The sequence below is a fragment of the Pseudomonas sp. DG56-2 genome, assembly GCF_004803755.1.
GTDB lineage: Bacteria > Pseudomonadota > Gammaproteobacteria > Pseudomonadales > Pseudomonadaceae > Aquipseudomonas > Aquipseudomonas auratipiscis.
This window is the reverse complement of sequence record NZ_CP032311.1, coordinates 5,042,814-5,062,178: the sequence shown is the minus strand read 5'-3', so window position 1 is coordinate 5,062,178 and position 19,365 is coordinate 5,042,814. Positions and strand designations below refer to the sequence as shown.

Here is a 19,365-nt window from a genome sequence, read left to right as displayed (position 1 = left end):
CTGAAATGACTGGCAAACAAACCTTTGAGGAAGAGAAAAAGCCGCTCTGGCAGCGCCTGGGTTGGCTGGTCGTGATCTGGGCAGGCAGCGTGACCGCCCTGGGTATTGTGGCCTGGCTGATGCGTATGTTCATGGCTGCCGCAGGCCTGAGCACGCACTGATCGTATTTCCCATCCCGCCTTGCGGCGGCTTTAGCGCCCTTCGCAGCTCAGGTTGCGAAGGGCTTTTTTTTGGTTCTTCACGAAATCCCAGGGGCATGATCTTTGGGCTGGGCTGGGCTGGGCTGGGCTGGGCTGGGCTGGGCTGGGATTTGAGGCTGTGAGCTTATCCATTCGATGCGGCGGCGCTGTTGGCCCCTTCCGCCCTTACGGCGGGTCCCTTTTGTCTTGGCAAAAGGAACCAAAACCGTGTGTCCCTGCATTCGGCCCTACGCTGCGCTCCGGGTCCCTTCGCTCCGGCATTGCTCCCGTCGGGACCGCACCGAAGGGCCGTCCTGGCCCTACGGTGCTCGCAGGCCATCCATGGCCTGCACCCGACTACGCAATACCTACACTCAGCCTACTGAAGGGACGATCCAGGGTGTCTGGGCTGGCGATGTACGAAGAGCCAGATCAAAAGCAAAAGCTGCACACCAGCACCTCGCTGTTGCCGTTGCCGCTGCTGTGCTTCTACCTGCACAAATCGTGCAGACGCCACAAATCGTCCCTTCAGTAGGCCGAATGGAACCCTTGCGTAGTGGGGCGACGGCCATGGATGGCCGGCGAGCGCCGCAGGGCCAGGACGGCCCTTCGGCGCGGTCCCCACGGGAGCAAGGGTGGAATGAGGGAACCCGAAGCGCAGCGTAGGGCCGGATGCAGGGACAGGGGGTTTTGCCCACTTTTGCCCCGACAAAAGCGGGTCGCCGTAAAGGCGAAACCAGCCAGTGGTGCCACCACATCAAACGGATATGCCCATCGACACCTGAGCCACATTCCGGTGCGTAGGTGGTGCCCCATTCAGCCAGTGCTGATCCATTGGCTTAGGCGGTTTCGGATCTCCTTTGCGCTCTTACGGCGCATCCCTTTTGTCTAGGCTGCACCCGACTACGCAATACCTACACTCAACCTACCGAAGGGACAACCCGGATGGCAGGCGATAATGTGTCAACGATGTCTCCGTACACGTGTCCACCATGTGTCCGGTCCATACACCCCGACGAAAGTGGGTCGCCGTAAAAGCGAAGCCGGCCAGTAGTGCCACCCCAACAAACGGATATGTTCATCGCCATTCGAGCCACATTCCGGTGCTCACTCGCTAGCAGGCCCCGGTGCGTAGTTCCCGGAATTCCGTGAACAACCTTTTTTTGTCCGGGTGAAATTGTCTGCACTGACTTACTTGCGCGCTTTAAGCACCACGAACTTGGGGGTCGCTGCCACCTGTTCGACGCCACGGAACAAGCGCGCCAGTTTGCTGTGATAGCCCAGGTGGCGGTTGCCGACAATGTACAGCGCCCCCCCGACCACCAATGCTTCGCGCGCTTGCTGAAACATGCGCCAGGCGAGGAAGTCGCCGACTATCTGTTGTTGGTGGAAAGGCGGGTTGCACAGTACGACGTCCAATGACTGGGCTGGCTGACTGGCCAGGCCATCATCGGCGCGTATCACGACCTCACGCTTGCCCAGGGCCGCTTGCCAGTTTTCCAATGCTGATTGAGTGGCCATGTAGGACTCATCGACCAAGGTGTAATGTGCCTGCGGATTGTTCAGCGCACTGGCGATGGCTAACACACCATTGCCGCATCCAAGGTCGGCGACCCGGGCAGAGCCAAGATCATTGGGCAGGTGGGGCAGAAACGCCCGGGTACCGATGTCCAGGCCTTCGCGGCAGAACACATTGGCATGGTTGAGCAGGTGCAGGCGTGGTGTATCGAGTTGATAGCTCGATGGGTAGGGAGAGGTAAAAGGGCCCTTCGTCTGAGCGGTAGCGATCAACAGGCGGGCTTTTTTGCGTGCCAGCGAAGCCTGTACCGGACCGATGTACTTTTCCAGTAGGTCACCGGCAGCGCGAGGCAGGTGCTTGATCATTGCCCCGGCAATCACCTGCGCTCCCGGCGCCAGTTGCGCCTGCAGGCGAATCAGCTGCTCTTCGAGCAATGCCAGGGTCTTGGGGACGCGCACCAGCACTCGCTCGAACGGACCTTGCCAGTGGGTACTGGCGGGCGTGAACGGCACTGCGTCGAATGGCTGGCCGTTGCGCACCAGGTTTTTCTCCAGCGCCAGTCTGGCCAGGTACGAGTCACCACTGCTGGTCACCTGCGCATGGCGGCACAGGCTGATGGCCAAGGCACCAAAGCTGTCGTTGAGCACCAATACTCGCGCATTTGCAGCGGGTGGCTGTTCGGCGAGATGTTCCAAAAGGTACTCATCGGCAGCATCGAAGGCTTGCAAAGGGTCATTGGCTTGCTCGGGCTGACGAAGCAGGTCGAGTTCGGCGAAAGGGCTGGTCAACAAGGGCATGGCGTAAGGCTCTGAGGCAAGATCACACCGCCAGTTCGGCGGAGCGTTACAGGGCCGTGATTCTACAGCGCTTTGCCGCGCAAGGGGTCAGTCCAGTAGACCGTCCACGCCAGCCTTCCCAATCGCGCCCGCTTTGTTGGTGCAGTCCATCTTGGTGATAAAGTTGCGGATATGGAAATGTACGGTGCTCTGGGAAAGGGTCAGGATGCAGGCGATGTCTCCCGCCGTCTTGCCGGCAGCTGACCATTTCAGCACTTCCAGTTCGCGGTGTGAGAGCTGGTAGGCTGGCGGATTCATTTTCAGCTGTCGAGCCAGCATCAGCTCGTGCATCAAGTTACACATCCAGAGGGTATGTCCGGCGTTGTTGTGGAACTCTTCCATGCTCACCGGCGTATGGCTGCGGGCTACGCTCAGAATGCTGTGGTTTTTGTGCACGTCGTGGTGGGATTGACTCCAACCGAAGCGTAAACCGTGACAGCAGCAGGCGTCGCGGAATTCAGGGGTCGACTGAAAAACCTCTTCGTGCCACAGAATGGGCAGCGCGGATGCTTGGCAATGGGCGAAAACCGGATCGATGTCAGCATAGGCGCACTGCCAGTACCGATCATTCCAGGCTTTGGGGTAGTTGTTGAAGGTCTCGACGGGCGGGTGCAGGGCTTGGGAATGTAGGCATGCGGTAAATGAAAAATATTCCATATTCAGTGATTTCGCCAAGGCTGAAGCGAGTTCGAACCTTTTTATTTCATCTGTTTCGTTCAGCAGAATCTCTAGCTGCCGCTCCCTCCACTGGTTCATGGCGATAATCTCCCTAATTTTAGAACTTGATTCCGTTATCTGGAAGGAGTGTAGGAAATGTCTGACTTGCATGCTGCGGTTTCGACCTCTACCGCTGAAAATTGCGGGTGAGGTAAATTTCGGACCCTGGGGGTCTACAGGGGTTCAAAGGATTTTTGCAACGATGTCATTACAATCCGACGGTGTTTATCCTGCTAGGTTTGCGCGACACTGGGCGCATCTGTTTTTTGGAGTAAGCCATGACTGCCAGCGCTGAAAAGTTCACCCGACAGACGTTGCTCGACGTCCAGCCGCTGACCCCCAGCCTGTTCAGCTTGCGGACCAGTCGCGATCCGGGCTTTCGCTTTCGTTCCGGCCAGTTTGCCCGGCTGGGTGTCACCAAGGCGGACGGCAGTGTGGTCTGGCGTGCCTATTCAATGGTTTCGGCGCCGCATGACGAGCATCTGGATTTCTTCTCTATTGTCGTTCCGGGTGGTGAATTCACCAGCGAACTGAGTCGCCTGAAGGAAGGTGACAGTTTGCTCATCGATCGCCAGGCCTTCGGTTTTCTCACCCTGGATCGTTTCGTCGATGGTCGTGACCTTTGGTTGCTGGCTACGGGAACCGGCATCGCGCCGTTCGTGTCGATTCTTCAGGACTTCGAAGCCTGGGAGCGTTTCGACTCGATCAAGCTGGTGTATTCGGTGCGGGAGGCGAAGGAGCTGGCCTATCAGGATTTGATCGCCGGCCTTGAGCAACGCGATTACCTGGCCGAATACGCCGGTAAACTGCAATTCATTCCGGTGGTTACCCGAGAGCAGCATCCAGGTGCGTTGAACGATCGTATTACTACCCTGATCGAGAATGGCGAGCTTGAGCGTGCGGCAGGATTGGCACTTACGCCGGAGCATTCGCGGGTCATGCTCTGCGGTAATCCGCAGATGATCGATGACACTCGCCAGGCACTCAAGCAGCGGGGCCTGCAACTGAGTTTGAGTCGCCGCCCCGGCCAAGTGGCGGTGGAGAACTATTGGTAAATCGACCACCAACAAAAAACGGCGCCTGGGGGCGCCGTTTTTTGTTGTGTCAGGGTTGGCGATTCTGGGTCTTGAGCAGGTCGCGGATCTCGGCCAGCAGCTCTTCTTCCTTGGTCGGTACTGGAGGCAGTGTTGGCGCCGCAGCTTCTTCGCGCTTGAGGCGGTTGATGGCCTTTACGCCCATGAAAATCGCAAACGCGACGATGACGAAATCAAGGACGGTCTGAATGAACTTGCCATAAGCCAGCACCACTGCGGGTATGTCACCCTCAGCAGCTTTTAGGGTGATGGCCAGGTCACTGAAATCCACTCCACCGATCAGCAGACCAATGGGTGGCATGACCACATCGCCTACAAAGGAGGAAACGATTTTGCCGAAGGCTGCGCCGATGATGATACCGACGGCCATGTCGACCACATTCCCTTTGACCGCGAAGGCCTTGAATTCACTGAGCACGCCCATGGTTTATTCCTTGTAACAGATGAGGTTGGTAAACGCAGTGTAAATCAGCTATCCGCTTCATGCGCCGCGCTGCTGCAACAGACTGCAGTTATATCGAATAGTTTTGTCGGTTTCTGAAGCGGTCCAGGTCACTCAGGTCGGCTATCATGGTCCCTTTTTCCGAGGACTGTCCCCCATGGCCAAGGCCAAGCGCATGTATGGCTGCACCGAATGCGGCGCGACCTTTCCTAAATGGGCAGGGCAGTGCGGCGAGTGCGGTGCCTGGAACACCCTGGTCGAGACCGTACTGGAGAGCGGCGCCGCCGCAGCGCCCAGTGGACGTACCGGCTGGGCGGGGCAGCAAGCCCAGATCAAGACCCTGGCCGAAGTCAGTATCGAAGAAATTCCACGGTTCAGTACCGCCAGCGCAGAACTGGACCGTGTGCTAGGCGGTGGTTTGGTCGACGGTTCGGTGGTGCTGATCGGTGGTGATCCGGGCATCGGCAAGTCCACTATCCTCCTGCAAACCCTGTGTGCCATCGCTACCCGTATGCCGGCACTGTACGTCACGGGGGAAGAGTCACAACAACAAGTCGCGATGCGAGCGCGGCGCCTGGGCTTGCCCCAGGATCAGTTGCGAGTGATGACCGAGACCTGCATCGAGACCATCATCGCCACTGCCCGATTGGAAAAGCCCAAGGTCATGGTGATCGACTCGATCCAGACCATCTTTACCGAACAGTTGCAGTCGGCACCCGGCGGTGTATCCCAGGTGCGCGAGAGTGCAGCCTTGTTGGTGCGTTACGCCAAGCAGAGTGGCACGGCCATCTTCCTCGTGGGTCACGTTACCAAGGAGGGTGCACTGGCTGGGCCGCGCGTACTGGAACACATGGTCGATACGGTGTTGTATTTCGAGGGCGAGTCCGATGGACGCCTGCGATTGTTGCGAGCGGTGAAAAACCGTTTCGGCGCAGTCAACGAACTGGGTGTATTCGGTATGACTGACCGTGGTTTGAAGGAGGTTTCCAACCCTTCGGCGATCTTCCTGACCCGAGCCCAGGAAGAGGTGCCCGGCAGCGTCGTGATGGCGACGTGGGAGGGCACTCGGCCAATGCTGGTGGAAGTCCAGGCACTGGTTGACGACAGCCACCTGTCCAACCCGCGGCGGGTCACCTTGGGTCTGGACCAGAATCGCCTGGCCATGCTCTTGGCGGTCCTGCACCGGCATGGTGGTATTCCCACCCATGATCAGGATGTCTTTCTCAACGTGGTCGGTGGGGTCAAGGTGCTGGAAACGGCATCCGATCTGGCGCTGATGGCGGCGATCATGTCCAGTTTGCGCAATCGTCCGCTGGACAACGGCCTGCTGGTTTTTGGTGAAGTGGGGCTGTCTGGGGAGGTACGCCCCGTGCCCAGTGGGCAGGAGCGCCTGAAGGAAGCGGCCAAGCATGGTTTCAAGCGCGCCATCGTACCCAAGGGCAATGCACCGAAGGAGTCACCACCAGGGTTGCAGGTAATTGCGGTAACCCGGCTGGAACAGGCGCTGGATGCGCTGTTCGAATAACGATCAGGTGCCAATAAAACCAAAGGGCCGGTGCATGTGCACCGGCCCTTTTATTTTTTCAGCCTGTCGGATCAATGCTCCGACACGGCCTCTCGTCGCGCTGGCGGCTCTCCATGCTCGCCTTCCCCCCTGACTGGAACTTCTATCCCATCAGCGTTGAACAGCTTGCCGTCCTCGAAGTAGTCACCGTCACGAAGGGCGGAGATATCCGAGTAGTGGATGGTGCGTTCATAGGCGGCAGCGAATACAGACTGCTGGTCGGAGTTGCCTGCGGTGAAGTGGTTGAACACCAGGTTCAGGACAATGGCCATGATCGCTGCCGAGCTGATGCCGGAGTGGAAGATGGTCTCGAACCAGTTAGGGAATTGTGCGTAGAAGTTGGGAGCAGCGATCGGGATCATGCCAAAGCCCAGCGAGGCTGCGACGATGATCAGGTTGACGTTGTTCTTGTAGCTGACTTTGGAGAGCGTACGGATACCGCTGGCTGCTACGGTGCCGAACAACACGATGCCGGCGCCACCGAGGACTGAAGTCGGTACGGCGGCAATCACCCGGCCCATGATGGGCAGCAGGCCCAGTACCACCAGGATCACTCCACCGGTTGCCACCACATATCGACTCTTCACACCGGTGACCGCCACCAGCCCGACGTTCTGAGCGAAGGCGCTTTGGGTGAACGAGCCGAATATCGGCGCCAGGATGCTCGATGCCATGTCGGCGCGCAGACCATTACCCAGGCGCTTGGAGTCGACCTTGGTGTCGATGATTTCACCGACAGCGAGGATGTCTGCCGAGGTTTCCACCAAGGTAACCATGATCACGATGCACATCGACAGGATGGCGGCGATGTGGAAGGTCGGCATGCCGAAGTGGAAGGGCGAAGGCATCGCGACCAGCGGGCCGTCTAGAACCTTGCTGAAATCGGCCATGCCCAGCGACCAGGCAATCAGGGTGCCGATCACCATGGCCAGCAGGATGGACAGGCGCGAAATTGTTGCGCTGCCCAGTTTGCTCAGGATCAGGACGATGGCGAAGGTCAGTGCTGCCAGGCCGATATTCGACATGCTGCCGAAATCGGGGGCTTTGCTGTTGCCTCCCATAACCCAACGTGCTGCAACTGGCATCAGCGTCAGGCCGATGGTGGTGATGACGATACCGGTCACCAGTGGCGGGAAGTACTTGGTGATCCGCGAGAACACCGGTGTGATCAGAAACCCGATAAAGGACGCTGCCATGACAGCGCCAAGGACGCCAGGCAAGCCGCCGCCACCTTCACTGCTGAGGATCGCACCCATGGTCGCCACGCCTGCAAACGAAACCCCCTGCACCAATGGCAGTTGGCAGCCGAACCAGGGCAGACCCAGCGTTTGCAGCAGCGTTGCCAACCCACCCGCAAACAGCGATGCAGCGATCAGCAGGCCGATATCCGCCGGCGTCAGGCCCGCGGCCTGACCAAGGATCAGGGGTACCGCGACAATGCCGCCATACATCGTCAAAACGTGTTGCAGGCCGTACGCCAGGTTGGCACCTAGGCCCAGATTCTCGTCTTCGGGACGTGGGGCTGAAGACGTGCTAGGGGAGGACGTATTCATGGACGGGGTCTCTGATTTATTGTTGTGGCGCTACTGTAGACAAGTCCGGCATGGGAACGCCAGAACAATTGTATACAATTTTTAGATTTGCGTAGGAACAGTCTTACAGGCCATTTGGCTCGGTAAGTGAATGCAGTTATCGTTCCAACACCCGCACGCAGGCCTCGCAAGGCTGCGTGGGGACACAGGAAAGGGTTGGAAAGCTGTCCAAACGGACAGAAATGCCAAGAGCGGAAAACTAGGTAGCAGGCTAAAAGATTTTAAACTTCGATCAATTCCCGCAGCTCACGCATCATTTCTGTGCTGTCTGCCAGGTTGAGTTCCACAAGACGGTGCAAATGACTCATTGAATCGACATCGATATAGAGGCAAATAAAGCCCAACTGATGGCCCTCTTCATGGCGCAGTTCGACTTGCATCTGCAACGTCACCTCCGGGCTGAGCGTGACGATGGCCTCGAAATCCTGGGTCAGATCGGGAGCCCAGGGCTCTGGACACTTGATCAGCAAGCCTTTGAGAGACAAGTCGAGCAACTCGACCTCCCAACTTCGCTCTCCCTGGCGCAGAAGGGTTGGGGCATCGAAGGTGACACGCTGGAAACGTCGACGTTCTTCGTGGTCGCTCATGTTCAGTCACTCCGGGGTTCTTCCTGACTATAGCTCAACACTTGCCATGGTCCGCGCAAGGGCGCATAACGAGCGTTGTTCAACCCGCGTTGAGGGCTCTAGACCAACGTGGGGGGTGGTCTTTCCTGACAGTATCGCTAGACTCGAAAGGCAGTCTTTTATCCACTAGCTGGAAGCAAACCATGAACAACAATAATAGCCTGCTACGCCACATTCCGTGGCTGGCGCTGGCAGTCATAGGAGCCTGTGCGCTGGGTGTGGTTGCCCTGCGTCGTGGCGAAGCCATCAACGCCTTGTGGATTGTCGTCGCTTCAGTGGCTATCTACCTGGTCGCGTACCGTTACTACAGTCTGTTTATCGCCACCAAGGTGATGCAGCTGGATCCGCGTCGGGCTACCCCCGCGGTGCTCAACAATGATGGTCTGGACTATGTGCCGACCAACAAGCACATCCTGTTTGGTCACCACTTTGCTGCCATCGCTGGTGCAGGCCCGTTGGTCGGCCCGGTGCTGGCTGCGCAGATGGGCTACCTGCCCGGTACGCTCTGGCTGATTGCCGGTGTGGTGCTGGCCGGTGCCGTGCAGGACTTCATGATCCTGTTCCTCTCGACCCGTCGCAACGGCCGCTCGCTGGGTGACATGGTCCGTGAAGAAATGGGGCGTATTCCCGGGACCATCGCGCTGTTTGGCTGCTTCCTGATCATGATCATCATCCTTGCGGTGCTGGCGCTGATCGTGGTCAAGGCCCTGGCCGAGAGCCCTTGGGGTATGTTCACGGTCATGGCGACCATTCCGATCGCAATGTTCATGGGCATCTACATGCGCTACATCCGCCCAGGTCGTATCGGGGAAATCTCGCTGATGGGCGTGGTGCTGTTGCTGCTGTCCATCTGGCTGGGGGGGCAGGTTGCCGCGGATCCGGTCTGGGGCCCGGCGTTCACCTTCACCGGTGTACAGATCACCTGGATGCTGGTTGGCTACGGCTTCGTTGCTGCGGTACTGCCGGTCTGGCTGGTACTGGCACCACGTGACTACCTGTCGACGTTCCTCAAGATCGGTACCATCGTCGGTCTGGCCATCGGTATTCTGATCATCGCACCTGAGCTGAAAATGCCGGCGCTGACCCAGTTCACCGACGGCACTGGCCCTGTCTGGAAGGGCACCCTGTTCCCATTCCTGTTCATCACCATCGCCTGTGGCGCGGTGTCGGGCTTCCATGCGCTGATCTCGTCGGGCACCACGCCCAAGTTGCTGGACAACGAAACCAACGCCCGTTACATCGGATACGGCGGCATGCTCATGGAGTCGTTCGTGGCGATCATGGCCATGGTTGCCGCTTCGGTGATTGAGCCAGGCGTGTATTTCGCCATGAACAGCCCCGCCGCGGTCGTCGGCTCCGATGTGGTGTCGGTGGCCCAGACGGTGAGTAGCTGGGGCTTTGCGATCACACCTGATGCACTGGAAGCGGTCGCCAAGGACATTGGCGAGCACACCATTCTGGCGCGTGCCGGTGGTGCGCCGACGCTGGCGGTGGGGATCGCGCAGATCCTGCACCAGGTGCTGCCGGGTGAAAACACCATGGCTTTCTGGTACCACTTCGCGATCCTGTTTGAAGCGCTGTTTATTCTTACTGCAGTGGATGCCGGTACCCGAGCGGGTCGATTCATGCTCCAGGACCTGCTGGGCAGCTTCGTTCCAGCGCTCAAGCGCACTGAATCCTGGGCTGCCAACCTGATCGCCACCGCAGGCTGTGTGGCGCTCTGGGGTTACCTGCTGTACCAGGGGGTCATCGATCCATTGGGCGGCATCAACACCCTTTGGCCACTGTTCGGCATCTCCAACCAGATGCTCGCCGGTATTGCGCTGATGCTGGGTACTGTGGTGCTGATCAAGATGAAGCGCCAGCGTTACATGTGGGTCACCTTGCTGCCGGCGGTGTGGCTGCTGATCTGCACCACGACTGCTGGCTTCATCAAGCTCTTCGATCCGAACCCGGCAGTCGGCTTCCTGGCGTTGGCCAACAAGTACAGCACTGCATTGGATGCAGGTCAGGTACTGGCACCGGCCAAGGACATCGGTCAGATGCAACACGTGATCTTCAACGCTTACACCAACGCGGCCCTGACCGGCCTGTTCCTGTTCGTGGTCTTCAGCATTCTGTTCTTTGCTCTCAAGGTCGGCATTGGCGCCCTGAACAAGAAAGAACGGACTGACAAAGAGTCCCCGTTTCAGGCACTGCCGGATGCGTAACTCAAGAGGAATGCAGTGATGTTCAACGATCTCGGTCGACTGGGTAAGTACCTGGGGCAGGCAGCCCGCCTGATGGTCGGTATGCCCGACTACGACAATTACGTCGAGCACATGCAGACCAAGCATCCGGACAAGCCGATGATGAGCTACGAGGAGTTCTTCCGCGAACGCCAAGAAGCCCGCTACGGCGGCAAGAGTGGGCCCAAGTGCTGTTGAACCACAGCTACTGACGGCGACACAACCTGTGGGAGCCCGGCTTGCCGAGCTCCCACAGTCATTTCAGCTCAGGAGATTTTCCGTTTGCATGCGCCCATTCCCGTAACAGTACTCAGCGGTTTTCTGGGGGCCGGCAAGACCACCTTGCTGCGCCATCTGCTCAAGGCTGAACATGGCCTGAAGATCGCGGTGATCGAAAACGAATTCAGTGATGCCGGTATCGACAGCCAACTGCTTGGCGATGAACCGGTGCAGGTCATGACGCTGGCCAATGGTTGCGTGTGTTGCAGTATTCACACTGACCTGACCAAAGCGCTGTTTCTGCTGCTTGAGCGACTGGATGCCGACGATATTGCCTTCGATAGATTGGTAATCGAATGCACAGGCCTGGCTGATCCCGCGCCAGTAGCGCAGACCTTTTTCATTGAAGAGGAGCTACGCGACCGCTACATCCTCGACGGTATCATCACCTTGGTCGATGCGGCTCATGCCGAGCAGCATTTGACCCAGGCCATTGCGCAGGCACAGGTAGGCTTTGCCGACCGCTTGCTGGTGAGCAAGACCGATCTTGTCGAGCCGGCCAGCTTTACGGCGTTAAGTGAACGCCTTGGCCGAATCAACCGGCGCGCGCCGATCCGGGTGGTCGAACATGGGCGCATCGATCTGGCCGAGCTGCTTGATGTACGCGGCTTCAATCTCAATGCTGACCTCGGTGGTGGCTTGAGCCTGCGGCCTGTTACCCAGGCGCTCACCCCTGATCGCATTTCCAGTCTGGTATTGCGTACTGAAACGCCGCTGGACATCGACCGGCTCAGCGACTTCATGAATCAGTTGCTGGAAGATCATGGCAAACAGTTGTTGCGCTACAAAGGTGTGCTGAATATCGCCGGTGAAGATCGGCGCCTGGTGTTCCAAGGCGTGTTGAAACTTTATGGTTTCGACTGGGATACCGAATGGGCCGAAGGTGAGACAAGGGAAAGTGTGATGGTGTTTATCGCCGACGACCTGCCCGAAGCAACGATCCGTGAAGGGTTTGAAGCCTTGAGCAGGCCTTGAGAAATTACTGAGCAATAACCAATAAAAAGCCCGGCTCAAGAGCCGGGCTTTTCAGTCAACTGCGATCAGTTGCCGTATACCGGCAACTTCTTGCAGATGGCCTTGACCTTCTCGCGCACGGCGTCGATCACCGCTTCGTTGTTCAGGTCGGCCAGGATGTCGCAGATCCAGCCAGCCAGTTCCTTGCACTCTGCTTCCTTGAAGCCGCGAGTGGTCACGGCCGGGGTGCCGAAGCGCAGGCCGGAAGTGACGAACGGGGAGCGTGGGTCGTTTGGCACCGAGTTCTTGTTGACGGTGATGAAGGCGCGACCCAGGGCGGCGTCGGCGTCTTTACCGGAGATTTCCTGCTTGATCAGCGAGAGCAGGAACAGGTGGTTTTCAGTACCACCGGAAACCACGTCGAAACCGCGCTCGATGAATACACCGGCCATGGCTTGGGCGTTTTTCACGACCTGCTGCTGGTAAGCCTTGAACTCAGGCTGCAGGGCTTCTTTGAAGCAGATAGCCTTGGCGGCGATGACGTGCTCCAGCGGGCCGCCTTGGGCGCCCGGGAAAACGGCAGAGTTCAGCTTCTTCTCGATGTCGGCGTTGGCGCGAGCCAGGATCAGGCCGCCACGGGGACCGCGCAGGGTCTTGTGGGTAGTGGTGGTGACCACGTCGGCGAAAGGAACTGGGTTCGGGTACACGCCTGCAGCGACCAGACCGGCAACGTGAGCCATGTCGACGAACAGGTAGGCACCGACTTTATCGGCGATTTCGCGGAAACGTGGGAAGTCCAGGATCTGCGAGTAGGCCGAGAAACCGGCGACGATCATTTTTGGCTTGTGCTCAACGGCCAGACGCTCTACTTCGTCGTAGTCGATCAGGCCATTGGCGTCGATGCCGTACTGGACAGCGTTGTACAGTTTGCCCGAGGAGCTGACGTTGGCGCCGTGGGTCAGGTGACCACCGTGAGCCAGGCTCATGCCCAGAATGGTGTCACCGGCAGACAGCAGTGCCAGGTAGACGGCAGCGTTGGCTTGCGAGCCTGCGTGAGGCTGGACGTTGGCGTAGTCGGCGCCGAACAGTTCTTTGGCGCGGTCGATAGCCAGTTGCTCAACGACGTCGACGTATTCGCAACCACCGTAGTAGCGCTTGCCAGGGTAGCCTTCGGCGTATTTGTTGGTCAGAACCGAGCCTTGGGCTTCCATGACAGCCGGGCTGGTGTAGTTTTCCGAAGCAATCAGCTCGATGTGCTCTTCCTGGCGCTGAGCTTCTTGCTCCATAGCGGCAAAAAGATCGGCGTCGTACTTGGCAATGGTCAAATCACGGCTGAACATGGCGGTCCTCAAGGATCGTGCTGAAATAGGCAGGCATTCTACCTCATCAGCTTTTGTCTGGCATATGAAAGGGCATCATGTCGCAGACAAATGGGGCTCATGACTGACAAGCTGCGTGCATGGGACTGACGCTTACTCGAACATGAACAGGGTCTCGTTGCTGAACTGCGCTTCGAACTGGTTGGCCGGCATCGGCCGTCCGAACAGATAACCCTGTACTTCGTCGCAATCGTGTTCGCGCAAAAACTCCAATTGCTCATGGGTTTCGACGCCTTCGGCGATTACTGCCAGGTTCAGGCTGTGGGCCATGGCGATGATGGCTCGGGCGATCTGCGCATCCTGTTCACCTTCGGGCAAGCCGTCGACGAAGGTGCGGTCGATCTTCAGCACATCGATGGGGAACTGTTTTAGGTAGTTCAGTGACGAGTAGCCGGTACCGAAGTCGTCGACCGCGATGCTCAGGCCAAGCTTCTTCAGACTGTCGAGGATCATCATGGCCTCGTGGACCTCGCGCATCAGAATACTTTCGGTCAGTTCCAGCTCCAGGCATGCCGGTGGCAGGCCGGTATCCTTGAGAATGGTGGCGATGCGCTCGCCCAGTTGACCGTCGGAGAACTGCCGCGCCGAGATGTTTACAGACACCTTCGGCACCCGCAGCTTGGCCTGATGCCAGGCCTTGAGCTGGCGACAGGCTTCCTTGAGCACCCAATCGCCCACATCGACGACAAGCCCCAGTTCTTCGATAACCGGGATAAAGTCCCCGGGCGGGACCAGCCCACGTCGTGGATGGCGCCAGCGCAGCAGGGCTTCGGCGCCGGTCAGGCGCTTGCCGTCACCGCTGAACTGCGGTTGGTAGTAGAGCGTGAATTCGTTTTGTTCCAGGGCATGGCGCAAGTCGCTTTCCAGCTCCAGGCGTTCCAGAGCACTGGCGTTCATGTCGGCCTGGTAGAACTGGAAGTTGTTCTTGCCACGCTCCTTGGCGTGGTACATGGCGGTGTCGGCGTTTTTCATCAGTTGGCTGAGTTCGCTACCGTCCTGAGGACTCAGGGCGATGCCGATACTGGCAGTGACAAAGAACTCGCGATTTTCCAGCACGAACGGTCGTACCAGGCTGCCCAGAATTTGTTCGGCAACGTTGATGGCGCGGTTAAGGGCCATTTCTCGCGACGCTCGGGGTTGCAGCAGCAAGGTGAACTCATCGCCGCCCATGCGTGCCACAGTGTCATCATCATCGACACAATCGAGCAGGCGCTCTGCCATGTCCTTGAGCATACGGTCGCCGGCGGCGTGACCGAGGGAGTCGTTGATCGGCTTGAAACGATCAAGGTCAAGGAACATCAACACCACCCAGGCCTTCTGCCGCTCGGCCTGTTGCAGGGCCGTGTGCAAGCGGTCCTGGAACAAGGTGCGGTTAGGCAGGTGGGTCAAGGCGTCGTAATAGGCCAGGCGATGGATGCGTTGCTCACTGGCTTTGCGTTCGCTGATGTCGGTGAAGAAGCATACATAGCTGGCCAGGTCGCCCTCGTCGTCGAGAACCGCAGTAATGCCGACCCAGGCCGGGTAGTGCTCGCCACTGCGCCGTTTGAGCCACACTTCACCTTCCCAGGTGCCGCGTTGGTTGAGCTGCTTGAGCACGTAGCGCAGGTGCGCTTCCTGGTGTTCGTCAACGGTCAGCATGCTTGGCAGTTGGTCGAGCACGTCAGCCACGGCATGCCCGCTGACCCGGCTGAAGGCCTCGTTGGCCTGGACAATATAACCGGCTGGGTCAGTGATCAGGATGGCCGAGGTCGAGTGTTCGAATACTGTAGCGGCCATGCGCAGGTCTTTTTCGGCCCGACGCTGCTGGCTTATGTCCCGGCCGACACCGAGGATACCTTCAAAACGTTGTTGATCGTCCCAAACCAGCACCAGGCGCAGCTCTATGGGAATCTTGCGACCGTCTGCACGCAGGCAGTCGAACAGGAACAACTGGTTCGGCAGTTGGGTGCGCAATTGCTCCAGTTGCTCAGGATCGTCCAAGGCCCGGTTGAGGCGCTCGATCAGATTGTAGATACCGGTCAATTGAGTCGGATTGGCGATGGTCGAATGCCAGCCGTTGTCGAAGATCCATTCCACCTCATAGCCCAGCACGTTCTGCACCGAGGGGCTGACGTAGTTGAGCTCCAACTGGTTGTTGGTAGAGAAAATGACGTCGCTGATGCTCTCGGCGAGCATGCGATAGCGCTGTTCGCTGTCGCGCAGCGATTCGCTGGCTTCGATCTGATCGGTGATGTCCTTGCCCACGCCGATGATGCGGGTAACCACGCCATTGTGATCGCGGGTCAAGGCTTGCTCGCGAATGTCATAGCGCCGCCAGCGCTGATCCTGGTGGCGGAAGCGCAATTGGCAATGCAGTTGTTCGACACCGCTGGAGTCGAGCAACTGCTGGCGAATCTGCTGATAACACGTGGCATCTTCCGGATGCAGGAGAATTTCCCAGAAGCGTTCGCCCATCTGCGTAAGCTGGACACGGTCGTAACCCAAGGTGTGGCCCAGATTACGGTTGCTGAAGATCATTTGCTTGCTCTGGACATCCTGCACATACAACTGGTCGGGTACGGTGCGTACCACGTCAGACCAGAAGCTTTCACGCTCAAGCAAGGAGAGCTCGACCTGTTTACGACTGGTGATGTCACTGATGCTGAGGATCACCGCCTGATAGTCGCGCTGCTGCTCGGGGAACTTCACCATCAACCACAGGTGCAAGTCCTGGCCGTCAGCAATCGGCAAGCGTACTTCCAGTTCCAGCTGTCGCTGGTTGTCCAGCACCGCCTCGAGCAGTTGCACGCCAATACCGTCGATACCGGCGTCATTTCCTTCCACCAGGCATTGCCAGGCTCCGTCGCAGCAGTTTACCCCGAGCAATTGCAGGGCCACCTGGTTGACCTCGGTGACCTTCAGTTCCTGCAGCAAGGCGCGGCGGAGCGAGCGATCGTATGCCAGGCGCTGTTGTAGGGCCTGGCGATTGCGCAGGCGATGACGCTCCAGCAGGCTGGGCAGGCCGGAAAGGTCGAGCACGCAAAGGGCGACGCCGGTCCCTTCGAAAATATCGTGATAGCGACGGCGGCTTTCCTGTAGCAGGCGCTGCCGGCGTCGCATGTTGACCAGGGCAAGCAAGGGAATAAGCGCGCAGAACAAGCCCAGCACGCATTTGCCGATCAACGCCGGGAGAAGTTGTTGGCGGGCCAATCCTGCATCGAACAGCCCGCGCAACTGCCAGGTGCTGTTATCCAGAAAGGCCAGCATCACGCTTTGCAGCGGTTCGTCGCTGCCCGGGGCGGGATGGTGGCGATTGATGATTTCGCCGGTACGGCTGTTTTCCAGGAGCCACAGCGGGTGGTTGGGGCGATCAAGATGCGCGGTCAGCACGCTGTAGTACGCCGATCCCAGGCGCAAGAACCAATGACCCGGTGAGTCGCCGGGTTGGCGCAGCAATAAATAGACTTGGCTATTGTCCGCCGAGTTGCTGAAGTAAAAGTCATGGCCTTGGCTCAGGCGCAGAAGCTCCTGCAGCGTAGGCAGATCTGGCGTGCTGCCTAGGCTGTCGGTCAGCACCTGCTCGTTTGCGTCGATCCAGACCACACTTTGCAAGGCCGGCAACTGTGCACGCAGGTGCGCGAGCACATGCGGCATTTGAGTCGGCTCTGGCGACGAATGGTAAGGCTGCAGAATGTTCTTTGCGACCTGGGCCTTGAGTTGCATGTTCAAGGTCATGTGGTCGGCCAGCTCGGCATTGGCATCGAGGCTGTGTTGATACTCGTCGGCCTGGGTATGACGATACTGGTCGACCAGTTGCCAGAGCAGCAATCCGAGCAGCAGCAGGACCAGTAGGGCCAACGCGCTTTTCAGCGAGCCACGCAATGGAGAGCCGGACGCGCTGGACGGCTTGCGCAGGGATTTCGGCTGAGAGAGATTGGTCAAGCGATGATCCTGCGGTATGGCTGGATGGCAGGTTTAGAGTTGCTGGCTGGCAAGGGCCGCGGTCCTGGCGGCTACTCTGGTCGAGCACTATAAGCCCGGCACCCACGGACCGGCTAGCATGCCCGCAAACGTGGCAAAGTGCCAGCTCTGTTCGTCGATGGTTTGCCCAACAAGGCGCATTACGGTAGCTTTGGCCCTTTCCGGGAAGTCGCGGCTTCCATCATCTGTTTCGCATTCATTTTTTCGTCTCTGACGCTAGGTTTTTCCATGGCTCAATACGTCTACACCATGCATCGGCTGGGCAAAGTTGTCCCGCCGAAGCGGGAAATTTTGAAGAATATCTCCCTGTCGTTTTTCCCCGGCGCCAAAATCGGCGTATTGGGCCTGAACGGCTCGGGTAAATCCACCCTGTTGAAGATCATGGCCGGGGTCGATAAAGAGTTCGACGGCGAAGCCCGTCCGATGCCTGACCTCAATATCGGCTATCTGCCACAGGAACCACAACTGGATCCGACCAAAACCGTTCGTGAAGTGGTCGAGGAAGCGGTCAGCGTCATCAAGGACGCCCAGGCGCGCCTGGACGAAGTCTACGCAGCCTACGCCGAGCCGGATGCCGACTTCGATAAGCTGGCCGCCGAGCAGGCCAAGCTGGAAGCCATTCTACAGGCTAGCGATGGCCACAACCTTGAGCGCCAACTGGAAGTCGCAGCCGATGCACTGCGTCTGCCGGCCTGGGACGCCAAGGTCGAGCACCTGTCCGGTGGTGAAAAACGTCGTGTGGCTCTTGCCGCCTGCTGCTGTCTGCCCCAGACATGCTCCTGCTCGACGAACCCACCAACCACCTGGATGCCGACTCCGTTGCTTGGCTGGAGCACTTCCTGCACGACTTCCCGGGCACCGTGGTAGCGATTACCCACGACCGTTACTTCCTCGACAACGTTGCCGGCTGGATCCTCGAGCTTGACCGCGGTGCCGGTATTCCATACGAAGGCAACTATTCGGGCTGGCTGGAAGCCAAGTCGGATCGTCTGGCCCAGGAATCCAAGCAGCAGTCGGCACATGAAAAGGCCATGAAGGAAGAACTGGAGTGGGTGCGTAAAGGCGCCAAGGCTCGTCAGTCCAAATCCAAGGCCCGTCTGCAACGCTTCGAAGAAATGCAATCGCAGGAGTTCCAGAAGCGCAGTGAAACCAACGAAATCTACATTCCGGCCGGTCCGCGCCTGGGTGACAAGGTCATCGAGTTCAAGAAACGTCACCAAAGGTTATGGCGATCGCGTCCTGATCGACAACCTGTCGTTCAGCATGCCTAAAGGCGCCATCGTTGGCGTAATCGGCGGTAACGGTGCTGGTAAATCGACTCTGTTCCGCATGCTCATGGGCAAGGAGCAGCCGGATTCGGGCACCATCGAAATCGGTGAAACCGTGCAACTGGCCTGTGTTGACCAGAGCCGCGAAGACCTGGACGGCAGCAAGACTGTGTTCCAGCAAATCTCCGACGGTTCCGATCAGCTGCGTATCGGTACCTACGAGATTCCGTCGCGCACCTATGTGGGTCGCTTCAACTTCAAAGGTGGCGATCAGCAGAAGTTCGTCAAGGACCTCTCCGGTGAGCGTGGTCGCCTGCATTTGGCCCTGACGCTGAAAGAGGGCGGCAACGTCCTGCTGCTCGACGAACCGTCCAACGACCTTGACGTGGAAACCCTGCGTTCGCTCGAAGAAGCCCTGTTGGACTTCCCTGGCGCCGCCATTGTGATCTCTCACGATCGCTGGTTCCTTGACCGCGTGGCCACTCACATCCTGGCTTACGAAGATGATTCGCAAGCGGTGTTCTTCGAAGGCAACTACACCGAGTACGAAGCCGATCGTAAGAAGCGCCTGGGCGAAGCTGCTGCCCAGCCGCATCGGGTACGGCACAAAAAACTGGCATAAACCTGCGGGTTTTGCACTGAAACGGGGCCTTCGGGCCCCGTTTTGTTTTCTCAGGAAAAGCGCACTGTCCCCACGTGCAGGGCTTCCCGTGGCCGCGGGCTTGCCC

The 19,365-nt window shown here is 58.6% G+C and carries 13 protein-coding genes and 1 pseudogene; 7 read left to right on the top strand and 7 right to left on the bottom strand.

Annotated features, from left to right (window positions below; genetic code table 11):
• Positions 1–5: 5 nt before the first annotated feature.
• Positions 6–161, top strand: a complete 156-nt coding sequence (locus D3Z90_RS23270) for a DUF2474 domain-containing protein (RefSeq protein ID WP_136478238.1) — start codon at positions 6–8, stop codon at positions 159–161.
• Positions 162–1,370: 1,209 nt separating this feature from the next.
• Here D3Z90_RS23270 and D3Z90_RS23265 read toward each other — a convergent pair.
• Both D3Z90_RS23265 and D3Z90_RS23260 read right to left on the bottom strand, forming a co-directional pair.
• A complete protein-coding gene (locus D3Z90_RS23265) occupies positions 1,371–2,495 on the bottom strand; it encodes a methyltransferase (protein WP_136478237.1) in 1,125 nt (374 codons plus the stop codon).
• 87 nt (positions 2,496–2,582) lie between these two features.
• Positions 2,583–3,290, bottom strand: coding sequence for an autoinducer binding domain-containing protein (locus tag D3Z90_RS23260; RefSeq protein ID WP_136478236.1), 708 nt, complete (start codon positions 3,288–3,290; stop codon positions 2,583–2,585).
• A 239-nt stretch (positions 3,291–3,529) separates the two neighbouring features.
• Here D3Z90_RS23260 and D3Z90_RS23255 point away from each other — a divergent pair, with 239 nt between their 5' ends.
• A complete protein-coding gene (locus D3Z90_RS23255; RefSeq protein ID WP_136478235.1) occupies positions 3,530–4,306 on the top strand; it encodes a ferredoxin--NADP reductase in 777 nt (258 codons plus the stop codon).
• Between the two features lie 49 nt (positions 4,307–4,355).
• On the opposite strand, the gene mscL is transcribed toward D3Z90_RS23255, so the two are convergent.
• Positions 4,356–4,769, bottom strand: coding sequence for a large-conductance mechanosensitive channel protein MscL (gene mscL, locus D3Z90_RS23250; RefSeq protein ID WP_136478234.1), 414 nt, complete (start codon positions 4,767–4,769; stop codon positions 4,356–4,358).
• A 175-nt stretch (positions 4,770–4,944) separates the two neighbouring features.
• Between mscL and radA the strand changes: the two genes are divergently transcribed.
• A complete protein-coding gene (gene radA, locus D3Z90_RS23245) occupies positions 4,945–6,312 on the top strand; it encodes a DNA repair protein RadA (protein WP_136478233.1) in 1,368 nt (455 codons plus the stop codon).
• A gap of 71 nt (positions 6,313–6,383) precedes the next feature.
• Here the strand turns inward: radA and D3Z90_RS23240 are convergent, their stop codons facing one another.
• Both D3Z90_RS23240 and D3Z90_RS23235 read right to left on the bottom strand, forming a co-directional pair.
• Entirely contained in the window at positions 6,384–7,904 is a 1,521-nt protein-coding gene (locus tag D3Z90_RS23240; RefSeq protein WP_136478232.1) for a nucleobase:cation symporter-2 family protein, read from the bottom strand.
• A gap of 260 nt (positions 7,905–8,164) precedes the next feature.
• Positions 8,165–8,530 (bottom strand): PilZ domain-containing protein, encoded by a 366-nt coding sequence (locus D3Z90_RS23235; RefSeq protein WP_136478231.1) that lies wholly within the window; start codon positions 8,528–8,530, stop codon positions 8,165–8,167.
• A gap of 182 nt (positions 8,531–8,712) precedes the next feature.
• Between D3Z90_RS23235 and D3Z90_RS23230 the strand changes: the two genes are divergently transcribed.
• From D3Z90_RS23230 to yjiA, 3 genes are all read left to right on the top strand, one after another.
• Positions 8,713–10,779 (top strand): carbon starvation CstA family protein, encoded by a 2,067-nt coding sequence (locus D3Z90_RS23230; protein ID WP_136478230.1) that lies wholly within the window; start codon positions 8,713–8,715, stop codon positions 10,777–10,779.
• 18 nt (positions 10,780–10,797) lie between these two features.
• Entirely contained in the window at positions 10,798–10,995 is a 198-nt protein-coding gene (locus D3Z90_RS23225) for a YbdD/YjiX family protein (protein WP_136478229.1), read from the top strand.
• 84 nt (positions 10,996–11,079) lie between these two features.
• The gene (gene yjiA, locus D3Z90_RS23220) at positions 11,080–12,051 is read left to right on the top strand and encodes a GTPase (protein ID WP_136478228.1); all 972 of its coding nucleotides are present in this window, start codon (positions 11,080–11,082) and stop codon (positions 12,049–12,051) included.
• Between the two features lie 65 nt (positions 12,052–12,116).
• Here the strand turns inward: yjiA and glyA are convergent, their stop codons facing one another.
• The gene (glyA, locus tag D3Z90_RS23215; RefSeq protein WP_136478227.1) at positions 12,117–13,370 is read right to left on the bottom strand and encodes a serine hydroxymethyltransferase; all 1,254 of its coding nucleotides are present in this window, start codon (positions 13,368–13,370) and stop codon (positions 12,117–12,119) included.
• 132 nt (positions 13,371–13,502) lie between these two features.
• Positions 13,503–17,330, bottom strand: coding sequence for a bifunctional diguanylate cyclase/phosphodiesterase (locus D3Z90_RS23210; protein WP_136478226.1), 3,828 nt, complete (start codon positions 17,328–17,330; stop codon positions 13,503–13,505).
• 267 nt (positions 17,331–17,597) lie between these two features.
• Here D3Z90_RS23210 and ettA point away from each other — a divergent pair.
• Positions 17,598–19,259, top strand: a pseudogene (gene ettA, locus D3Z90_RS27460) (energy-dependent translational throttle protein EttA).
• Positions 19,260–19,365: the final 106 nt, after the last annotated feature.